Below are 18,104 nucleotides of genomic sequence, written 5' to 3' on the forward strand. Positions count from 1 at the left end.
CCCCCGCTATGACCGAAACGACCTTTACTGCCTTTACGACACTTTCTGGCAAAGCGCCCGCCGAAGCTTTGGGTGAAGCGTTGGAGGATATCGATCCGACGCCCTACGGCGTGGGCGTGTTTGAGGTCGAGGACGGCTCGGGCACGTGGGAGGTCGGGTCCTATTTCCTTGAGCGTCCGGATGCGGTGGCCTTGGCGCTATTGGCTGCAGCGCATGGCGCGGCGGATTTCGTAGTGTCTGAGTTGCCGGATACGGATTGGGTCGCGCATGTACGCCGCGAATTGCACCCAGTTGAGGCGGGTCGATTTTTTGTACACGGCGGACATGACACCGAGGCATTGCCTGAGGATCGCATTGGCTTGCTGATTGAGGCCGCGATGGCCTTTGGCACCGGACACCATGGCACAACGCACGGCTGTCTTCTGGCGTTTGAGCGTCTGTTGCAAGCGGGCTTTGGCCCTGGAAAAGTAGCGGACATTGGGTGCGGTACAGCGGTTCTGGCGATGGCTGCGGCCAAGGTTTGGTCCGCCGATGAGGCCGGCACGGTCTATGCTAGCGATATGGACCCAACGGCCGTGGATGTGGCGCGTGTGAATGCGGACGTCAACGGGTTGGGCGACCGGATCGAATGCCTAGAGGCTGCGGGCTTTGATCACCCGACGCTGGCCGAGGTGGGTCCCTTTGATCTGGTCTTTGCCAATATCCTGATGGGACCCCTGCTGGAATTAGCCCCTGATATGGCAACAAACGTCTCTTTTGGTGGCTACGCTCTTTTGTCTGGTATCCTGAACGAACAGGCCGCAGACGTAATTAAAGCTTATGAAACAGTGGGTTTCACGCTTGAGCATCATCACAAGACGCCCGAGTGGTCGACCCTATCGTTGAAGAGAAGCTAAAAATCGCGCCTTATTGGTGCCCCATTTCGGCTGTATTTTATCAGTGTTGGGGGTGCCAATTCATTTTGAGGTGCCGATGTATAGTCAAAATAAATCGTTTCAGCACCGTATGGCGGAGGTGGAAACGCGCAAGCGCGAAGCCGCGTCGAAACACGCTAAGGTGCTTTATAAAAAGCGGCCCGATGGGTTGCTGGTTCCTGTTGTTCTAAAAGAAGCCCGCCGTATTCCGTGGCTGCATTTGGCTTTTGTGATTGTGTGCTTGATCGGCTTGAAGGGGTTTATTTATGCCTACTTCGGGACCGATGTTTTAAATGTTCGGGTCACGGGATTGTCTCAGGGCAATTGGTCGGATCAGGTATTCGCTTTTGTGCTACAACCGGATGCCATCTCGCTGCGGGTCGCGGAATGGATGTCGGCGGTTTTGCCTTCTGGGGCTGCCGCCTCGGTCGCTGGATAAACAGCGTTCTAAAAATGCAGAACGCCGCACGAGGGTGCGGCGTTTACACGTTACAAAGGTGGGTAAACGCCTTTGCTATAGCCTTAGATCAAGGCTTCGATGTCGGCGCGTTTAAGCCCGATATCATTCAGCTCCCGGTCCGACAGACGCTCAAGAGCATCACGCGTTACGCGGCGATCATTCCAAGCCGCAATGGCCGCAATGAGAGAGATAAAGAACGTCCGAGGGCCATTTTCGGTGGCGATCGGACGGATGGTGTCGAGGGTTGCCATAAGTGCGTCCTTTCCGATCTTTCAAGTTTTTAGGTTTAAGCGAAAGCGCAGCAATTGCTTTCCATGAGCGGCAGGTATTCCGGAATTCTGATCTCAACAATTAGCAAGAATGCATGTCTCATATGCGATTTGTGCATAGGATCGTGGGGTGGTTAACGGATTTAATTGACTGCGATTTTTGGCCCAAAAAGCGTCGTTTGCGAATTGTGTTGCGTCGGTTTTGGTTCGCAATGTCGCGTTTGGCGTGGCGCGGGATTAACCTTTGTTTTTCTGGCTGCCGTCCGATCTTCGTGATAGTCCTGTAACAAACACAAAAGGCGAGAGCAGAATGCGCGTTCTAGGGGTCGATCCCGGGCTGAGGAACATGGGGTGGGGCGTGATTGAGTCGCGCGGCAGCCACTTGCGCCACATCGCCAATGGGACATGCAAAACGGATGCAAAGGATACGTTGGCCGCACGGTTGCTGAGCCTGCATGCGCAGCTGACCGATGTGATCGCGGCCTATGAGCCCGACACCGCCGCCGTGGAACAGACATTTGTGAACAAAGACGGGGCAGCGACGCTCAAGCTGGGGCAGGCGCGCGGCGTTGCGTTGTTGGTGCCGGCGCAGGCGGGCTTGGCGATTGGGGAATACTCGCCCAACGCGATCAAAAAGACGGTCGTGGGCGTGGGACACGCGGACAAAGGGCAGGTGCAGGCAATGGTGCGCGTGCAATTGCCGGGTGTGACGTTCGACAGCCCCGACGCGGCAGACGCGTTGGCCATTGCGATTTGCCACTCGTTTCACGCGCAATCCTCAGGTCGACTGGAGGCCGCAATGCGGGCAGCACAATGATTGGCAAACTTACGGGTCGGGTGGACTACAAAGGCACGGATCACGTCCTGCTGGATGTGTCGGGCGTTGGATATACCGTTCATTGCTCGGATCGGACGCTGGCGAACCTGCCAGCGAAGGGCGAGGCCGCTGCACTCTATACTGAGCTGTTGGTCCGCGAAGATCTGCTGCAATTGTTCGGCTTTACGACTGTGTATGAGCGAGAGTGGCACCGGCTGTTGATCTCGGTCCAAGGGATTGGGGCCAAGGCGTCGATGGCGATACTGGGCACGCTTGGGGCCGATGGTGTGGCCCGCGCGATTGCCTTGGGTGACGCAGGCGCGATCAAGGCTGCGCCTGGCGTGGGCCCCAAGATTGCTGCGCGCGTTGTGAATGAGCTTAAGGATAAGGCCCCCGGCCTGATGGCGACCGGGGCGGATACGCTAGTTGAGGCGGTGGGCGATGTCCCCGCGGCGGCGTCTGTGGCTAAGCCGCAAGCCGCACCGTCCGCCCCCGGTGGTCAGGCCGAGGCATTGTCCGCGCTGACCAACCTTGGCTATGCGCCCGTTGATGCCGCCCGCGCCGTGGCGGAAGCCGCCGATGCAGGCGACACCGGCGCAATCATCAAGGCCGCGCTGCAACTGCTCGCGCCGAAGGGCTAAGCCATGACTGACCCGCTTTTGGATCCAAACCCCGCCCCCGAGGACAACGACCGCGCCTTGCGTCCGCAAGCGCTTGAGGAATTCATCGGTCAGGCCGAGGCACGCAGCAATCTGCGTATTTTCATCGAAAGCGCGCGGCGGCGTGGTGAGGCGATGGACCATGTGCTGTTCCACGGCCCTCCCGGCTTGGGCAAGACGACGCTGGCGCAGATTATGGCCCGTGAGCTGGGGGTGAACTTTCGCATGACCTCTGGCCCGGTACTGGCCAAGGCGGGCGATCTGGCCGCCATCCTGACCAACCTTGAGGCGCGCGATGTGCTGTTCATCGACGAAATTCATCGTCTGAACCCGGTGGTCGAAGAAGTGCTGTACCCCGCGATGGAGGATCATGCGCTGGACCTTGTGATCGGGGAAGGGCCGTCGGCCCGAACCGTGCGCATCGATCTGCAACCTTTCACGCTTGTCGGCGCGACGACGCGGCTTGGCTTGCTGCAAACCCCGCTGCGGGACCGGTTCGGAATCCCGACGCGGTTGCAGTTCTATACCGAGGATGAATTGCATCAGATCGTTCTGCGCGGGGCACGCCTTTTGGGCTGCCCTGCTGATGATGCTGGTGCGCGCGAAATCGCAAAACGCGCTCGCGGCACCCCGCGCGTTGCGGGCCGATTGCTGCGCCGGGTCGTGGATTTTGCGGTTGTTGAGGGAGATGGCCGCGTTACCCAAGCGCTTGCGGACAACGCGTTGACCCGCTTGGGCGTGGACAACGTGGGGCTGGACGGGGCGGACCGTCGGTACCTAACCCTGATTGCAGAGCATTACATGGGCGGTCCTGTGGGCGTGGAGACAATCGCCGCTGCCCTGTCAGAAAGCCGCGACGCCCTAGAAGAGGTGGTTGAGCCATATTTGCTGCAACAAGGCATGTTGCAGCGCACCCCGCGCGGCCGGATGCTTGGCCCCCGTGCCTGGACCCATCTGGGCCTGACACCACCACGCCCCGAACCCCAAGGGGACTTGTTCTAGGGGCGAAAAATCTTCATGTAGACCCCTCGAACGGGAGGACGCAGAGGCGTCTTTCCCCCTATGCTCAAGGGGCCGAGATGACACCAGACGAGACAACCGCCTATTTCACCCGTGCCGATGGCAGCTATTTGTTTGCCCGCTGGGGCCGGCCCATTGTGCCGATCACATTCGGCGTTTTGGATGAAACGATCGCAGTCCTAAAGGGCGCGATTGAGGCTCTGTGCGTTCTGACCGGCCACAAAATGGCCGAGACCGACCCAGAGCTGGGCGCCAATCTGATGGTGTTCTTTATCCAAAGCTGGGACGAACTGACCGAGACCCCCAATATGGACCGGCTGTTACCGGACCTAGAGCCGCTGGTCGCGCGGCTTAAGGCAGCTGACGCAAACCAATACCGCGCCTTTCGGTTTGACGAGGACGGGGGCATCAAGGCCTGTTTTTCGTTCATCTGCATGGATGATGCGTTGCGCGATGTGCCCGCCGAAACGCTCGCGCTTAACCAAATGGTGCAGGCCATGGTGTTGTGGTCCGACACGGCGTTTCTGGGGGCCTCGCCTATTGGGTTGGTCGACGGTACGGCGGTTCTGCGGCCTGATGTGTCCAGCTTGTTGCGCGCGGCCTATGACCCGGTGATGCCAGTGATGGCGCAGGATCCGTCCCACGCGCTGCGCCTTAGTGCGCGGATGGCGGCGGAGAAAGTCCAGTGAGCCTGCCGGGCCCGCATCGCTGGCCCATTCGTGTCTATTACGAGGACACCGATCTGGCCGGGATCGTGTACTACGCCAACTATCTCAAGTTCATCGAGCGCGCCCGGTCCGAGATGGTGCGCGCAGCGGGTATCGACCAAACTGCGATGAAGGCTGCGGGCCAAGTGTTCGCGGTCGCTCGGCTTGAGGCCGACTACCGCGCCCCGGCCAAATTCGATGATGAGTTGATCGTTGAAACATCTGTCACAAAGACGACCCCGGCGCGGCTCACCTTGCAGCAGGTCGTAACCCGCAAAAGCACCCTGATTTTCGAGGCAAAAGTCGTGCTTGTCTGTCTGGGCCCGGACGGACGTCCCACCCGCCTGCCGCCCCAGATCACAAAACTGGCAACCGCTCGCTGATTTGTGCCAAAACCTTGGCCTTTGCGCTGAAATTCTGTTACCTAATTTCTATATAAGCCGATAACGGCATCACTAGACAGGACCGAGCAGTCCATGGAAACCGAAGTTCTCGCAGCCGCGCAGGAGATTGATTTCTCTATGTGGGCGCTGTTTCTCCGCGCCACGTTTATCGTGAAGGTCGTCATGATCATGCTGATCGTGGCCTCCGTCTGGGTTTGGGCGGTTTATATTCAAAAGCTTATGCAGTTCCGCCAAGCGCGGGCTGAGACCTCCGTCTTTGATGAGGCGTTTTGGTCCGGCGAGCCGCTGGATGAGTTGTATGCCAAGATCAACGGCGCACCAAAAACCGCGAATGAGCGGATTTTCGTCTCGGCCATGACCGAGTGGGAACGCAGTCACCGCAACGATGGCGGATTGATCGCAGGCGCGCAGGCGCGGATTGACCGGGCCATGGACGTGGCCATCGCCAAGGAACGCGGCGCGCTGACCTCGGGGTTGACGTTCCTTGCGACAACCGGATCCACGGGGCCGTTCATCGGCCTGTTCGGTACGGTCTGGGGCATCAAACACGCATTTGAAGAAATCGCCATTCAGCAAAACACCAACCTTGCTGTTGTGGCACCGGGCATCGCTGAGGCGTTGTTGGCCACGGGGCTGGGCCTATTGGCCGCGATCCCCGCGGTGGTGTTCTTTAACCAGCTTACCCGCGATGCGGACAAGATCACGGGCGAGTATGAGGCTTTTGCCGATGAGTTCGCCACGATCCTGTCGCGCCAGTTGGACGCGGCCTAGGTCATGGGCGGCGGGGTCATGCAATCGGGTGGCGGCGGGCGGCGCGGACGGCGTCGGCGCGGCGGTGGCAGTCAGCCGATGTCCGAAATCAACGTCACACCCTTTGTGGATGTGATGTTGGTGCTGCTGATCATCTTTATGGTCGCGGCACCTTTGTTGACCGCTGGTGTGCCCATCGAATTGCCCGAAACGGCGGCAGGGCCGCTGCCGGATGAACAAGAAGAACCGCTGGCCGTGACAATCGCCGCTGACGGCACCGTATTGATCCAATCCACTGAAGTGGCACGCGAAGAACTGGTCACCCGGTTACAGGCCATTGCCGCAGAGCGCACCACCGACAAAGTGTTTCTGCGCGCCGACGGCATCGTGCCATATGCGCAGGTGATGGAGGTCATGGGCGCGCTCAACGCGGGCGGTTTCCGCAATTTGGGGCTGGTGACGGACGCGGGCGGGCCAACGCTCGACGCGGACGGACAGTGATCGCCCATGCAGATGCGCGAGGGCCTCATTGTCTCCGGGACGGTCCATGGGTTGATTTTCCTTTGGGCGCTGTTGGGAGCGTGGTTGCAACCGACCCCGCCGGAAGAGCCGTTTGCCGTGACCGAAGTGAGCGTGATGACTAACGCGGAGTTTGACGCCTTGGTGTCCGACGCCCCTGCGGCCGAGGTGCCGATGCCCTCCGCCCCGATTGCGCCCCCGCCTGAGACATCTGACATCGCGACACCACAGGTTGAAACCACCCCCCGGCCCGAGGCTCCGACGCCGCAACCTGCGCCCGAGGCACCTTCTCCGCCTCAGGTCGCGATCCTGACACCGCCGCCGCGCACCGAAGTGCAGCCAGAGGCGCCCCAAGCGCCCGAGCCACCCGTACCTCCGCCGTCGGATCCGGATGCGCCGATTTCTGATGCGCCGCCAACGCCGCGGGCGGCCCCGCGTGTGGCACCCACACCTGCGCCACCCTCGCTGGCGGAAACCGCCCCTGTGGTTGAAGCTGCCCCCACACCATCAGAGGCCGCCGATGCCCCCGCGGAGGAGGCCGCGCCAGACCCCGTCGCCCCACCAGAGGCCACCACACGGATTGTCACCGAAGCGGATATTCCATCGCGCGCACCGGAGGTTTCCTTGCGCCCGCAGCGCAAACCAAGCCGACCCGTCGCTGTGGCCGAGGCCCCAGTTGTGGAGGAGCCCGTGGTTGAGCCGACCCCTGATCCCGCGCCAGAGTCTGAGGCCGACACGTCCTCTGGGATCGCGGGCGCGATTTCTGAGTTGCAACAAACGGTGGCTGCCGCACCATCTGGCCCGCCGCTTAGCAGTGGCGAACGGGATGGTTTCCGCGTCGCTGTGCAGTCATGCTGGAACGTCGACCCCGGCGCTGTTTGGGCGCAAACGGCTGTGACGATTGCCTTTGCCCTCAACCCCGATGGCACGCCTGTTGCAAGTTCTTTGCGCATGGCTGGGTTCCAGGGTGGCTCGGAAGCGACCGCCCGACAGGCCTATGAGGCAGGTCGCCGCGCAATCCTACGCTGTGGCGCGCGGGGGTTTGACCTGCCCCAAGAGAAATATGACCATTGGCAAGAGGTCGAGATGACCTTTGACCCTTCATCGATGAGGATCCGTTAATATGCTGTCCCTTCTGAGCCGTATCCTTCTAGCGCTGGCGATTTTGACTGGCCCCGCCGTGGCGCAAAGCCCCGGGCCGCTGCGGATCACCATTACCGAAGGCGTGATTGAGCCGATCCCTGTCGCGATCCCGGATTTTGTGCCGCAAAACCGGGCGTCGAACGATATGGCCCAAGATATCAGCCGAGTTATTGCGGCCAACCTGACGAACACGGGCCTATTTCGGGAAATCCCGGCTTCGGCGCATATTTCTCGGGTGACCAGTTTTGACAGCACGGTCCCCTATAGCGACTGGAAAGCGATCAATGCACAGGCGCTGATCACGGGGGCTGTGACCGTTCAGGGTAATCGTTTGACCGTACAGTTCCGCTTGTTTGATGTGTTTTCAGATGCCCCCCTTGGGGATGGGTTGCAGTTCGTGGGCACCACAGACGGGTGGCGGCGGATGGCGCACAAAGTCTCGGATGCGGTCTATGCCCGGATCACCGGTGAGGCGGGCTATTTCGATAGCCGCGTTGTTTTCGTGTCCGAGACCGGGCCAAAGAATGACCGCCGCAAGCGTCTTGGAATTATGGATTACGACGGGGCGAATGTTTCGTTTCTGACCAGCTCAGACACTATCGTTCTGGCCCCCCGCTTTTCGCCTGACGGCGAGCAGATCCTTTACACCAGCTATGAGACCGGCTTTCCGCAGGTCTATGTGATGGATGTAGCCACCCTGCGCCGTCGTGTGATCGGTGACCAAGGCGGCGACATGAGCTTTGCGCCCCGCTTTTCACCTGATGGTCGGACGGTGGTCTACAGCCTTTCGGCGCGTGGGAACTCGGATATCTATACGCTTGATCTGCGCTCGGGGCAGTCGCGGCGGCTGACCTCTGGCCCGTCGATTGAGACGGCGCCTAGCTTCTCTCCCGATGGTCGTCAGATCGTGTTTGAGAGCGACCGCTCTGGCAGCCCGCAAATCTATATCATGTCCGCCACTGGCGGCAGCGCGCAGCGGGTCAGCCAAGGTCGTGGGCGCTATGGCACGCCCGTGTGGTCCCCGCGCGGTGACTTGATCGCCTTTACCAAGCAAAATGCTGGCCGGTTCCATATTGGAGTGATGCGAACCAATGGGACTGAGGAACGGCTTCTCACGGGGGCGTTCCTTGACGAAGGCCCCACGTGGTCGCCCAATGGGCGCGTCATCATGTTCACCCGCGAAAGCAGTGGCGCGCAGGGGGCGCCTGCTTTGTACTCCGTCGATATTTCGGGGCGTAACCTGCAACGCGTCCCGACCCCCAATGCTGCAAGCGACCCCGCATGGGGTCCGCTTTTGCCCTAAGCCATGTTATACTCATCACTGCGGGGACGAGCTGCCCGCATGTGCCCACAAGAAGGACGTTTGAAATGACCCTCCGCACTCCCATTATGTTGCTGGCCGCCCTCGCGCTGTCGGCGTGTACCAGCAATCCGTTCCTTGGTGACGGCGGCGGCTTTGGCGGCTCCGGCAGCGATGGCGCGCTGGGCAGCAATGGCCAAATTGTGCCCGGCTCGGTGGATGATCCGACCTCGCCTGCGTATTTTCAACAAGCTATCGGTGACCGTGTGCTGTTTGCCGTGGATCAAAGCGCCATTGATGAGGCTGCCCGCGCCACGCTGACCGGCCAAGCTGATTTCTTGGCCCGCAACCCGGAATACACTGCCCTGATCGAAGGCCACGCCGATGAACAGGGAACGCGGGAATACAACCTTGCGCTGGGCGCGCGCCGGGCTGCATCGGTACGTGATTATCTGGTGAGCCAAGGCATCGCGGATGCCCGCCTGCGCACCGTTACTTATGGTAAGGAACGCCCGATTGAGCTGTGCTCAACCGAAGCCTGCTATAGCCAAAACCGCCGGTCGGTCACGGTCTTGGGTGCCGCCGGTCTGGGGAGCTAACTTATGAAACTGCCTGCACTTTTACTGTGGTCGCCAGTGGCCTTTGTTCTCGCCTTTGCCGCGCCGCTGTCTGCGCAGCAAACGCAGGAGCAGACCCTGGCGGATATCCGGCAGGAACTGACGGTTCTGTTCGTAGAAGTGCAGCGGTTGCGCACACAGCTTTCGACCACAAGTGCGCCGGGGGCGGTTGTCTCTGGCGACACGGTTCTTGAGCGGCTCGATGCGATTGAACAGGAAATGCGCCGCCTGACGGCCATTACCGAAAACCTTGAGCTGCGCGTGCAGCGGGTGGTTGCAGATGGCACAAACAAGGTCGGTGATCTTGAGTTCCGCCTGTGTGAGCTGGAAGCGGCCTGCGATATCGGCTCACTCGGTGAAACGCCGAAACTGGGTGGTGATCTGACAGATGCGGTGGCGACAGGCCCCGCGATCAATCCGGCACCTGCACCTGGCCCCGAGGTTGATGGTGAGCAATTTGCCGTGGGTGAGCAAGGCGATTTCGCCCGTGCGCGTGATGCATTTGAGGCGGGGGACTATGCTTCCGCCGCGGACCAGCTACAGGCGTTTTCTCAGACGTATCCCGGTGGCCCGCTGACGTTGGATGCGTTCTTGTTGCGCGGCGACGCGCTGAGCCAAATGGGAGAGTGGCAGCCCGCCGCCCGCGCCTATTTGGACAGTTTTAACCTAGAGCCTAACGGCCCCGAAGCGCCTGGTGCTTTGCTGAAACTTGGTCGCGCGTTGGATATGATCGGCCAACCGGGTGAGGCGTGCTTGATGTTGGCCGAGGTCGGTATCCGCTTTCCGGGGGCGGCCGAGGTGGCTGAGGCTGAGGCCGCACTGGCGACGCTTGGCTGCTCGTGACGCTAGAGGCCCGCGCCGCTGAGGCGATCAGAACGCTTTGCCCCGAGGATGCGGTCGCCGTGGCGTGTTCCGGCGGGGGGGATTCGATTGCAACGCTGCATTTGGCCGTGCGTGCCTTGGGGGCCGCGCGCGTCACAGCGTTAAGTGTTAACCATAATTTGCGCCCCGAAGCGGCTGATGAAATTACGCTGGTCGCTCGGCATTGCGCGGCTCTCGGGGTCGAACATCAGGTGTTGGAGTGGCATTGGTCGGGTGTTGGCAATGTCCAAGCCGCTGCGCGTGGGGGGCGCCACAGCGTCCTGCTGGCGGCCACCTCGGGCACGATCCTGATGGGGCACACTGCGGATGATCAGGCCGAAACGGTGCTGCTGCGGCTTGCGCGCGGCTCTGGCGTGGATGGCTTGGCGGGGATTAGGCCTGTGTCTGGCCGCGTGATCCGACCGCTGCTTGGTGAAACTCGGGCGGATTTGCGCGATTGGTTGCGTGCTGAGGGCTTGGATTGGGTGGATGATCCATCGAATGAGGACCCCCGGTTTGATCGCATTCGCGCGCGCAAAATGGCAGATGCGCTGGCGGACTTGGGCCTTAGCCGGGCGCGGCTTTTGCAAACTGCCGAACTGATGCAAGATGAGGCTGACGTTTTGGCCTATGCGGCGCTCAACTGGGCCAAGACCCACGTGCGGGCCGAGGCGGGCGACCTGTTGATCGATGCATCGGCTGTGCGCGCGGCCCCCTCCGCGCTGGTCTCACGCATTTTGGCGGCTGCGGTGCAATGGATGTCAGCGAGCCCCTATAAACCCCGCAGGCAGGCCACGCAAAACTGGTTGGATCAGGCCACGTCGCAGGGCAGCGCACCGTTGGGGGGCGTTGCGATGACCGTCCAAGGCGAAACGTTGCGGTTAAGCCGAGAGCTGCACGCGGCAAATAGGTGTGAGAAGTCATCTTTGAGCGGATTGTGGGACCACCGCTGGCAAATCATCGGTCCCGCCGAGGCAGGCGCGCTGCGGATTGTGGCCTTGGGGGATTATCTGCGCGATTGCCCAGCGTGGCGCACAACCGGATTGCCACGCCGATCCCTCGTGTCCACGCCTGCAATTTTCGTCGATGACGCCCTCGTGGCGGCGCCTTTGGCAGGACTGACAGGCGATTGGGACGCTTTTATCCCCATCTCATTCATCACATTCCTCGAATCCCGTTGAAGTTCGCCCCATCACGTTTATCTTTAGGGCAACTGGTGTGATCCTCCCGTCGCGCCACACTTGAAGGAGTATCCCCTTGGGTAACGCGAGAAATATCGCCTTTTGGGTCGTTCTGTTCGTCCTGATCCTGTCTTTGTTCAACCTGTTCTCGGGTGGTCAGTCGTCGTCCAATGCCCGCGCAGCAGCCTATTCGGACTTTATCGCGCAGGTCGAAGGCGGCGGAGTGAACTCCGTGACGTTGGACGGCGAGCGTATTTTGTTCCGCGGCGCGGATGGCCAACAGCAAGTGACCATCAAGCCCGCTGATGTGGACGTGACCCAAACGCTTTTGGATAACGAAGTCATCATCCGCGCAGAGCCGCAGGAACAGTCCGGATTTATGTCCGCGATCTCCCTCTGGTTGCCGTTCCTCGTGCTGATCGGCATCTGGATTTTCTTCATGAACCGGATGCAGGGCGGCGGCAAAGGTGGGGCAATGGGCTTTGGTAAGTCCAAGGCCAAACTGCTCACCGAAAAACAGGGACGTGTGACGTTTGACGATGTGGCGGGCATTGATGAGGCCAAAGATGATCTCGAAGAGATCGTTGAATTCCTCAGAAATCCTCAGAAATTCAGCCGCTTGGGTGGTAAGATCCCGAAGGGTGCGCTGCTTGTGGGCCCTCCCGGTACGGGTAAGACGCTACTCGCACGGGCCGTGGCCGGTGAGGCGGGTGTGCCGTTCTTCACCATCTCGGGTTCCGACTTTGTTGAGATGTTTGTGGGTGTGGGTGCCTCCCGTGTGCGCGACATGTTTGAGCAGGCGAAGAAGAACGCGCCTTGCATCGTGTTCATCGATGAGATTGACGCCGTGGGCCGGTCCCGTGGCGCAGGCTACGGCGGTGGCAACGATGAGCGGGAGCAAACGCTGAACCAGCTTCTGGTTGAGATGGACGGTTTTGAGGCCAACGAAGGCATCATTATCGTGGCCGCGACCAACCGCCCCGACGTTCTGGACCCCGCGCTGTTGCGGCCGGGTCGGTTTGACCGTCAGGTGCAAGTGCCCAATCCCGACATCAAAGGCCGTGAGAAAATTCTTGGTGTCCACGCGCGCAAAGTGCCGCTTGGCCCCGACGTTGACCTGCGCATCATTGCACGCGGCACGCCCGGGTTTTCGGGTGCTGATCTGGCCAACCTCGTGAACGAATCAGCTCTGATGGCCGCACGTGTTGGTCGTCGCTTTGTAACAATGGAGGATTTCGAATCCGCCAAGGACAAAGTGATGATGGGTGCAGAGCGGCGCTCGATGGTCATGACCGAGGATGAAAAGGCGCTGACCGCGTACCACGAAGCGGGCCACGCGGTGGTTGGCCTTTATGTGCCCGATCACGACCCGATCCACAAAGCGACGATCATCCCGCGCGGTCGTGCGCTGGGTCTGGTGCTGTCATTGCCTGAGCGTGATCAGCTGTCGGTGAGCAAGCAAAAGTATACCTCCAAGATTGCGATGGCGATGGGGGGTAAGGTTGCAGAAGAACTGAAGTTCGGCCCCGAGAATGTGACCTCGGGTGCGACCTCGGACATTCAGCAATCGTCCAAAATTGCCCGCGCGATGGTCACCCAGTTCGGTTTTGCCGAAGAGTTGGGCCATGTGGATTATGCGAATGAGCAGCAGTCCTATCTGGGTAACTACGGCGGTGGCACGAACCACAGCCAAGCGACCCAACAGATCATCGACAAGAAGGTCAAAGAGATCATCGACACCGGCTATGAGACCGCCAAGCGCATCCTCACGGAAAAGCGGGATGAGTGGGAAAACCTCGCTCAGGGCTTGCTGGAGTATGAAACGCTGACGGGGCCTGAGATCAAAAAGGTCATGCGCGGCGAGCCTCTGAACCGGGGCGACGATGATGAGGATCATAACACGGGCGGGACCAGCGTTACGGCGATCCCCAAGACAAAGCCTAAGTCCAAGCCTTCGGGCGGCGACATGGAGCCTGAGCCCTCGGCCTAAAACGGTCCACTCCGTTTCTTGCACAAAACCCCCTGCGCGTTGGCGTGGGGGGTTTTTCTTTGTCTGCACGCAGGGCTAGATGGGCCGCAGCAACAGGAGACGACGATGCCCGCACTGAAACCGCTGAACCTAACCGGCCAGATTGTATGGCTTGGCCACGTCCCGGACCGGGAGGCTGCCTTGGCTTCAACTGCGCAGGGCGAAATGGCCCTGTCTTTTGCTGGCCCCGCGGGAGAGGACCATGGTGGGCTGACGCGTCCTTCGTGCAGTCGGGTGATCTCTCAGTATCCCAGAGGCACCGAGATCAAGAATACGCGGCAGCTGTCTGTCGTCTCAGCCGAGGAATTGGCGCAAATCGCAGAGGCAATGGGCGTAGATACCTTGGACCCTTGGTTGGTTGGGGCGACAATGGTCGTATCTGGTATCCCGGATTTTAGTCACCTGCCGCCATCAAGCCGCTTGCAAATCGCCAACGGCGCGACCCTGACTGTGGACATGCAAAACCGTCCCTGCCACCTACCAGCGGCTGAGATCGACGTGCCCCACCCAGACAAGGGCCGCGCGTTCAAGGCGGCCGCGCGGGGCCTGCGCGGCGTAACCGCGTGGGTCGAGCGTGAGGGCACGGCCCGTGTCGGCGATAGTGTGACTGTCCACGTGCCTGATCAGCGTGCATGGGCCTATACGGGCGAATAGCCTTAGGCGGTTGATGTCATAAGGCTAATCATGACGCTACACGCCAATAGCAAAAATCCGGAATGCAGATAGAGGGTTTCAATGTTCATGGGGGGCTCTCCGCTTAATGAGCCTGAAAATTCCTCTGAGCGGTTAACAAAGCGTTTATCGCGATACACCGTGCGCTGGGTTTCCGATCTGAAACGTCTGTTTCCTCGGTGGACGATTCCGATGCGCGTTTTGTCGGAAATGCACCACGGTGGGCACTGACGCGTCTCTATATGCCAAAGTATACATGAAGACTGTGGCGGATTTTCACGTCCACGGGTGCATGCAGGGAGAGCAGCATGAGCTATAAGACCGATATCGAGATTGCCCGCGAGGCGTCGAAGCAGCCCATCCAAGAGATCGGCGCGAAGCTGGGCATCGACACGGCGGATTTGCTGCCCTACGGCCACGACAAAGCCAAAGTGAGCCAAGCCTTCATCGAAAGCGTCAAGGACAAGCCCAACGGCAAACTGATCCTCGTGACCGCGATCAACCCCACCCCCGCGGGTGAGGGCAAGACGACCACAACCGTGGGTCTGGGCGATGGTCTGAACCGCATCGGCAAAAAAGCCGCTGTTTGTATCCGCGAAGCCTCGCTTGGGCCAAACTTTGGGATGAAGGGCGGCGCTGCTGGCGGTGGTTATGCGCAGATCGTCCCGATGGAGGACATGAACCTCCACTTCACGGGTGATTTCCACGCGATCACCTCGGCGCACTCGCTGCTAAGCGCGATGATCGACAACCACATCTACTGGGGTAATGAGCTCGAAATCGACATCCGCCGCGTTGTTTGGAAGCGCGTTGTGGACATGAACGACCGTGCGCTGCGTCAAATCACGGCGTCGCTGGGTGGTGTGGCCAACGGTTTCCCCCGCGAAGCTGGCTTTGATATCACTGTGGCCTCTGAGGTTATGGCGATCCTGTGCCTTGCAACCGATCTTGCGGATCTCGAGAAGCGCTTGGGTGATATGATCGTGGCTTACCGCCGTGACCGTACGCCCGTGTTCTGTCGCGATATCAAAGCGCAAGGCGCGATGAGCGTGCTGTTGAAGGACGCGATGCAGCCCAACTTGGTGCAAACGCTCGAAAATAACCCGGCTTTTGTGCACGGCGGCCCATTCGCCAATATCGCTCATGGCTGTAACTCGGTGATTGCAACGACCACGGCGCTCAAGACGGCGGATTACGTTGTGACTGAGGCAGGCTTTGGGGCCGACCTTGGTGCTGAGAAGTTCATGAACATTAAGTGCCGCAAAGCGGGTCTCGCGCCCGATTGTGTGGTCCTCGTTGCGACAGTGCGCGCGATGAAAATGAACGGCGGTGTGGCCAAGGCTGATCTGGGCGCCGAAAACGTCGATGCCGTGAAAGCCGGTTGTGCCAACCTTGGGCGCCACATCGGCAACCTCAAAAGCTTTGGCGTACCGGTAGTTGTCGCGATCAACCACTTTGTCACGGACACGGACGCCGAAGTGCAGGCCGTCAAAGATTATGTGGTCAGCCAAGGGTCTGAGGCGATCTTGTCGCGTCACTGGGAATTGGGCTCGGAAGGGTCCGCTGAACTGGCGACACGCGTGGCGGAAATCGCGGACAGCGGCGTTAGCCAATTCGCGCCGCTGTATGCGGACGAGTTGAGCCTGTTTGAAAAGATCGAGCGTATCGCTAAAGGCATCTACCGCGCGGACGATGTGATTGCGGACAAGAAAATCCGTGACCAACTGCGTCTTTGGGAAGAGCAGGGCTATGGCCATCTGCCGATCTGTATGGCCAAAACGCAATACAGCTTCTCAACCGATCCGACCCAACGCGGCGCGCCTACAGGCCACTCTGTGCCCGTGCGCGAAGTCCGTCTGAGCGCGGGTGCCGGGTTCGTGGTTGTTGTCTGCGGTGAGATCATGACCATGCCGGGTCTGCCCCGTGTGCCCTCCGCTGAGGCCATTCACCTGAACGACGCAGGCCAAATCGAAGGCCTGTTCTAGGGTCATAGACCATCCAAAGACCAACACCGGGCGGGTAACAAGATTACTCAGTACTCAACACATCCGCCCGGTTTCTTGGTCCATGGCGTCATATGACACATGGCTGCGATGCGCAGCGCGCCCTATGGGTTTCCACAAAATCCGCCGCACCCCAGTGTTGGCCAACAATATGTTAAGGAGGCGTTAACATGGCGCAGATCATCGACGGAAAAGCGTTTGCCGCCAAAGTGCGCGGGCAAGTGGCCGATCACGTGGCGCAATTGCGTGCAGATCACGGGATCAAGCCGGGCCTTGCCGTAGTTTTGGTGGGCGAAGATCCCGCAAGCCAAGTTTACGTCAAGTCCAAGGGCAAGATGACGGTTGAGGTCGGCATGACCTCGGTTGAGCATCGCCTGCCCGCAGACACCCCCGAAGACACATTGCTTAGCCTCATTGCTGAGCTGAACGCCGATGCCGACATTCATGGCATCCTCGTGCAATTACCGCTGCCGGATCACCTCGATTCTGATCTGGTGATCAATTCGATCGACCCTGCCAAGGATGTCGATGGGTTCCATATCTCCAATGTCGGTTTGCTGGGCACAGGTCAGGACGCGATGGTGCCCTGCACGCCGCTAGGATGCCTGATGATGCTGCGTGACTATCACGGCTCGCTTAGCGGGATGGACGCCGTCGTGGTGGGCCGCTCCAACATCGTGGGCAAGCCGATGGCGCAGCTGCTGCTGGGCGATAGCTGCACAGTGACGATCGCGCACTCGCGGACCAAGGATTTGGCGGCGGTGGTCAAGCGCGCCGATATCGTGGTCGCGGCCGTTGGCCGTGCCGAAATGGTCCCCGGCGATTGGATCAAGCCCGGCGCGACGGTCATCGACGTGGGCATCAACCGTATCCCGGCCCCCGAAAAGGGCGAAGGCAAAACGCGCCTTGTGGGGGACGTGCATTACGAAAGCTGCGCCGAAGTGGCCGGCGCGATCACGCCTGTTCCCGGCGGTGTAGGTCCGATGACCATCGCATGCCTGCTGGCCAACACGTTGACGGCGTGCTGCCGTGCCAACGGCCTGCCAGCGCCCGAAGGCTTAACCGCCTAGCGCGGTTGCGCCAAGGAGGGTCGCTGAGGCGCTGTAGGTGCTGCGCCCCGCGGCATCGGGATTTCGACCATCGGCGTGCCGGTCAGGATGGCGGTGGCTCGTGGTTCCATCATCGTAGTCAACGCAGCATCGCTGGACCGGAGCCCGCCCGTGTACGTGCCATAAGCCGGCAGTATCAGGCGCATTTCATCCCTTAGAAAGCATGGCCGCGATAAGCTGCGACCTTGTAGGGCCACGCGCGCCTTGGGGTGGTAATGCCCCGACACTTCGCCCCGCGCGCTGCCCGTCGCAATATGGCGAAAGATCAGGGGCGGCTCATAAAAGGCATCTAGATGCGTGCCGCCAAGCTCAAGCGGGGCAGGATCGTGGTTGCCCGCGATCCAGACCCAGCGCCGCCCGGCCATCAGCCGCTCAATCCAGGTGCGATGTTCCTCGGACAGGGCCTGCTCTGAGTCCATGTCGTCAAAGGTATCACCCAGACACACCACAATGCGTGCGCCGGTGGTCATGATGTCATGATCGAGCCGGGTAAGGGTGTCTGTTGTTTCATAGGGCGGCAACAAGCTGCCGCCGCGCCGTGCAATACGTTCGGACTTGCCCAAATGCAGATCCGAGACAATTAAACATTGGCGACCGTGCCACCAAAGTGCGCCTGACGGCAGGGCCGTCAGCTGCGCCTGTGCAAATTCAAAAGCGTAACCTTCCATAA

At 60.3% G+C, this 18,104-nt stretch carries 20 protein-coding genes; 18 read left to right on the forward strand and 2 right to left on the reverse strand.

Translation table 11 applies throughout. From position 1 onward, the window contains the following. Window positions 1–8 precede the first annotated feature (8 nt). Both THS5294_RS15780 and THS5294_RS15785 read left to right on the forward strand, forming a co-directional pair. Window positions 9–896 (forward strand): 50S ribosomal protein L11 methyltransferase, encoded by an 888-nt coding sequence (locus THS5294_RS15780; protein WP_058124496.1) that lies wholly within the window; start codon window positions 9–11, stop codon window positions 894–896. A gap of 76 nt (window positions 897–972) precedes the next feature. Further along, window positions 973–1,353 (forward strand): hypothetical protein, encoded by a 381-nt coding sequence (locus THS5294_RS15785; RefSeq protein ID WP_058124497.1) that lies wholly within the window; start codon window positions 973–975, stop codon window positions 1,351–1,353. Between the two features lie 83 nt (window positions 1,354–1,436). Here the strand turns inward: THS5294_RS15785 and THS5294_RS15790 are convergent, their stop codons facing one another. Continuing rightward, complete coding sequence (locus THS5294_RS15790; protein ID WP_038004419.1) at window positions 1,437–1,625, reverse strand: DUF1127 domain-containing protein; 189 nt, start codon at window positions 1,623–1,625, stop codon at window positions 1,437–1,439. Between the two features lie 328 nt (window positions 1,626–1,953). Between THS5294_RS15790 and ruvC the strand changes: the two genes are divergently transcribed. The 16 genes from ruvC (at window position 1,954) to folD (ending at window position 17,395) form a co-directional block, all read left to right on the forward strand. Then, window positions 1,954–2,460, forward strand: coding sequence for a crossover junction endodeoxyribonuclease RuvC (gene ruvC / locus THS5294_RS15795; RefSeq protein ID WP_038004420.1), 507 nt, complete (start codon window positions 1,954–1,956; stop codon window positions 2,458–2,460). Next, complete coding sequence (gene ruvA, locus THS5294_RS15800) at window positions 2,457–3,101, forward strand: Holliday junction branch migration protein RuvA (protein ID WP_038004421.1); 645 nt, start codon at window positions 2,457–2,459, stop codon at window positions 3,099–3,101. Before ruvC ends, ruvA begins: the two co-directional genes overlap by 4 nt. Window positions 3,102–3,104: 3 nt before the next feature. After that, entirely contained in the window at window positions 3,105–4,121 is a 1,017-nt protein-coding gene (gene ruvB, locus THS5294_RS15805) for a Holliday junction branch migration DNA helicase RuvB (protein WP_058124498.1), read from the forward strand. 77 nt (window positions 4,122–4,198) lie between these two features. After that, entirely contained in the window at window positions 4,199–4,828 is a 630-nt protein-coding gene (locus tag THS5294_RS15810) for a hypothetical protein (RefSeq protein WP_058124499.1), read from the forward strand. Next, a complete protein-coding gene (ybgC, locus tag THS5294_RS15815) occupies window positions 4,825–5,229 on the forward strand; it encodes a tol-pal system-associated acyl-CoA thioesterase (RefSeq protein ID WP_233486504.1) in 405 nt (134 codons plus the stop codon). Before THS5294_RS15810 ends, ybgC begins: the two co-directional genes overlap by 4 nt. A gap of 93 nt (window positions 5,230–5,322) precedes the next feature. Beyond that, entirely contained in the window at window positions 5,323–6,021 is a 699-nt protein-coding gene (gene tolQ / locus THS5294_RS15820) for a protein TolQ (RefSeq protein ID WP_058124500.1), read from the forward strand. Between the two features lie 3 nt (window positions 6,022–6,024). Beyond that, on the forward strand, window positions 6,025–6,501 hold the full coding sequence (gene tolR / locus THS5294_RS15825) for a protein TolR (protein WP_038004428.1): 477 nt from the start codon (window positions 6,025–6,027) through the stop codon (window positions 6,499–6,501). A gap of 6 nt (window positions 6,502–6,507) precedes the next feature. Continuing rightward, a complete protein-coding gene (tolA, locus tag THS5294_RS15830; protein WP_058124501.1) occupies window positions 6,508–7,641 on the forward strand; it encodes a cell envelope integrity protein TolA in 1,134 nt (377 codons plus the stop codon). 1 nt (window position 7,642) lies between these two features. Beyond that, window positions 7,643–8,965: a Tol-Pal system beta propeller repeat protein TolB gene (gene tolB, locus THS5294_RS15835; protein WP_058124502.1), complete on the forward strand. Its 1,323-nt coding sequence runs from the start codon at window positions 7,643–7,645 to the stop codon at window positions 8,963–8,965. A gap of 65 nt (window positions 8,966–9,030) precedes the next feature. Continuing rightward, the gene (pal, locus tag THS5294_RS15840) at window positions 9,031–9,561 is read left to right on the forward strand and encodes a peptidoglycan-associated lipoprotein Pal (protein ID WP_058124503.1); all 531 of its coding nucleotides are present in this window, start codon (window positions 9,031–9,033) and stop codon (window positions 9,559–9,561) included. 3 nt (window positions 9,562–9,564) lie between these two features. Beyond that, window positions 9,565–10,422, forward strand: a complete 858-nt coding sequence (locus THS5294_RS15845; RefSeq protein ID WP_058124504.1) for a tetratricopeptide repeat protein — start codon at window positions 9,565–9,567, stop codon at window positions 10,420–10,422. Next, a complete protein-coding gene (tilS, locus tag THS5294_RS15850) occupies window positions 10,419–11,621 on the forward strand; it encodes a tRNA lysidine(34) synthetase TilS (RefSeq protein ID WP_058124505.1) in 1,203 nt (400 codons plus the stop codon). The genes THS5294_RS15845 and tilS overlap by 4 nt, the downstream gene beginning before the upstream one ends. A gap of 76 nt (window positions 11,622–11,697) precedes the next feature. Beyond that, the gene (ftsH, locus tag THS5294_RS15855; protein WP_038004435.1) at window positions 11,698–13,611 is read left to right on the forward strand and encodes an ATP-dependent zinc metalloprotease FtsH; all 1,914 of its coding nucleotides are present in this window, start codon (window positions 11,698–11,700) and stop codon (window positions 13,609–13,611) included. A gap of 105 nt (window positions 13,612–13,716) precedes the next feature. Further along, the gene (locus THS5294_RS15860) at window positions 13,717–14,304 is read left to right on the forward strand and encodes an MOSC domain-containing protein (RefSeq protein ID WP_058124506.1); all 588 of its coding nucleotides are present in this window, start codon (window positions 13,717–13,719) and stop codon (window positions 14,302–14,304) included. A gap of 326 nt (window positions 14,305–14,630) precedes the next feature. Beyond that, window positions 14,631–16,307, forward strand: a complete 1,677-nt coding sequence (locus THS5294_RS15865) for a formate--tetrahydrofolate ligase (RefSeq protein WP_038004441.1) — start codon at window positions 14,631–14,633, stop codon at window positions 16,305–16,307. A 188-nt stretch (window positions 16,308–16,495) separates the two neighbouring features. Continuing rightward, window positions 16,496–17,395 carry a bifunctional methylenetetrahydrofolate dehydrogenase/methenyltetrahydrofolate cyclohydrolase FolD gene (gene folD, locus THS5294_RS15870; RefSeq protein ID WP_058124507.1) on the forward strand — a complete coding sequence of 300 codons (900 nt, stop codon included), beginning with the start codon at window positions 16,496–16,498 and terminating at the stop codon, window positions 17,393–17,395. Here folD and pdeM read toward each other — a convergent pair. Beyond that, window positions 17,392–18,102 (reverse strand): ligase-associated DNA damage response endonuclease PdeM, encoded by a 711-nt coding sequence (pdeM, locus tag THS5294_RS15875; protein ID WP_038004445.1) that lies wholly within the window; start codon window positions 18,100–18,102, stop codon window positions 17,392–17,394. The two genes, folD and pdeM, sit on opposite strands and share 4 nt — an antisense overlap. Window positions 18,103–18,104 lie beyond the last annotated feature (2 nt).

The sequence above is a fragment of the Thalassobacter stenotrophicus genome, from assembly GCF_001458315.1.
GTDB classification, from domain to species: Bacteria; Pseudomonadota; Alphaproteobacteria; order Rhodobacterales; family Rhodobacteraceae; genus Thalassobacter; species Thalassobacter stenotrophicus.

Bases quoted from the DNA above. Each gene is read 5' to 3' on its own strand.
- THS5294_RS15780 (WP_058124496.1), top strand. From the start codon at position 9: ATGACCGAAACGACCTTTACTGCCTTTACGACACTTTCTGGCAAAGCG.
- THS5294_RS15785 (WP_058124497.1), top strand. From the start codon at position 973: ATGTATAGTCAAAATAAATCGTTTCAGCACCGTATGGCGGAGGTGGAA.
- THS5294_RS15790 (WP_038004419.1), bottom strand. From the start codon at position 1,625: ATGGCAACCCTCGACACCATCCGTCCGATCGCCACCGAAAATGGCCCT.
- ruvC (WP_038004420.1), top strand. From the start codon at position 1,954: ATGCGCGTTCTAGGGGTCGATCCCGGGCTGAGGAACATGGGGTGGGGC.
- ruvA (WP_038004421.1), top strand. From the start codon at position 2,457: ATGATTGGCAAACTTACGGGTCGGGTGGACTACAAAGGCACGGATCAC.
- ruvB (WP_058124498.1), top strand. From the start codon at position 3,105: ATGACTGACCCGCTTTTGGATCCAAACCCCGCCCCCGAGGACAACGAC.
- THS5294_RS15810 (WP_058124499.1), top strand. From the start codon at position 4,199: ATGACACCAGACGAGACAACCGCCTATTTCACCCGTGCCGATGGCAGC.
- tolQ (WP_058124500.1), top strand. From the start codon at position 5,323: ATGGAAACCGAAGTTCTCGCAGCCGCGCAGGAGATTGATTTCTCTATG.
- tolR (WP_038004428.1), top strand. From the start codon at position 6,025: ATGGGCGGCGGGGTCATGCAATCGGGTGGCGGCGGGCGGCGCGGACGG.
- tolA (WP_058124501.1), top strand. From the start codon at position 6,508: ATGCAGATGCGCGAGGGCCTCATTGTCTCCGGGACGGTCCATGGGTTG.
- tolB (WP_058124502.1), top strand. From the start codon at position 7,643: ATGCTGTCCCTTCTGAGCCGTATCCTTCTAGCGCTGGCGATTTTGACT.
- pal (WP_058124503.1), top strand. From the start codon at position 9,031: ATGACCCTCCGCACTCCCATTATGTTGCTGGCCGCCCTCGCGCTGTCG.
- THS5294_RS15845 (WP_058124504.1), top strand. From the start codon at position 9,565: ATGAAACTGCCTGCACTTTTACTGTGGTCGCCAGTGGCCTTTGTTCTC.
- THS5294_RS15860 (WP_058124506.1), top strand. From the start codon at position 13,717: ATGCCCGCACTGAAACCGCTGAACCTAACCGGCCAGATTGTATGGCTT.
- THS5294_RS15865 (WP_038004441.1), top strand. From the start codon at position 14,631: ATGAGCTATAAGACCGATATCGAGATTGCCCGCGAGGCGTCGAAGCAG.
- folD (WP_058124507.1), top strand. From the start codon at position 16,496: ATGGCGCAGATCATCGACGGAAAAGCGTTTGCCGCCAAAGTGCGCGGG.
- pdeM (WP_038004445.1), bottom strand. From the start codon at position 18,102: ATGGAAGGTTACGCTTTTGAATTTGCACAGGCGCAGCTGACGGCCCTG.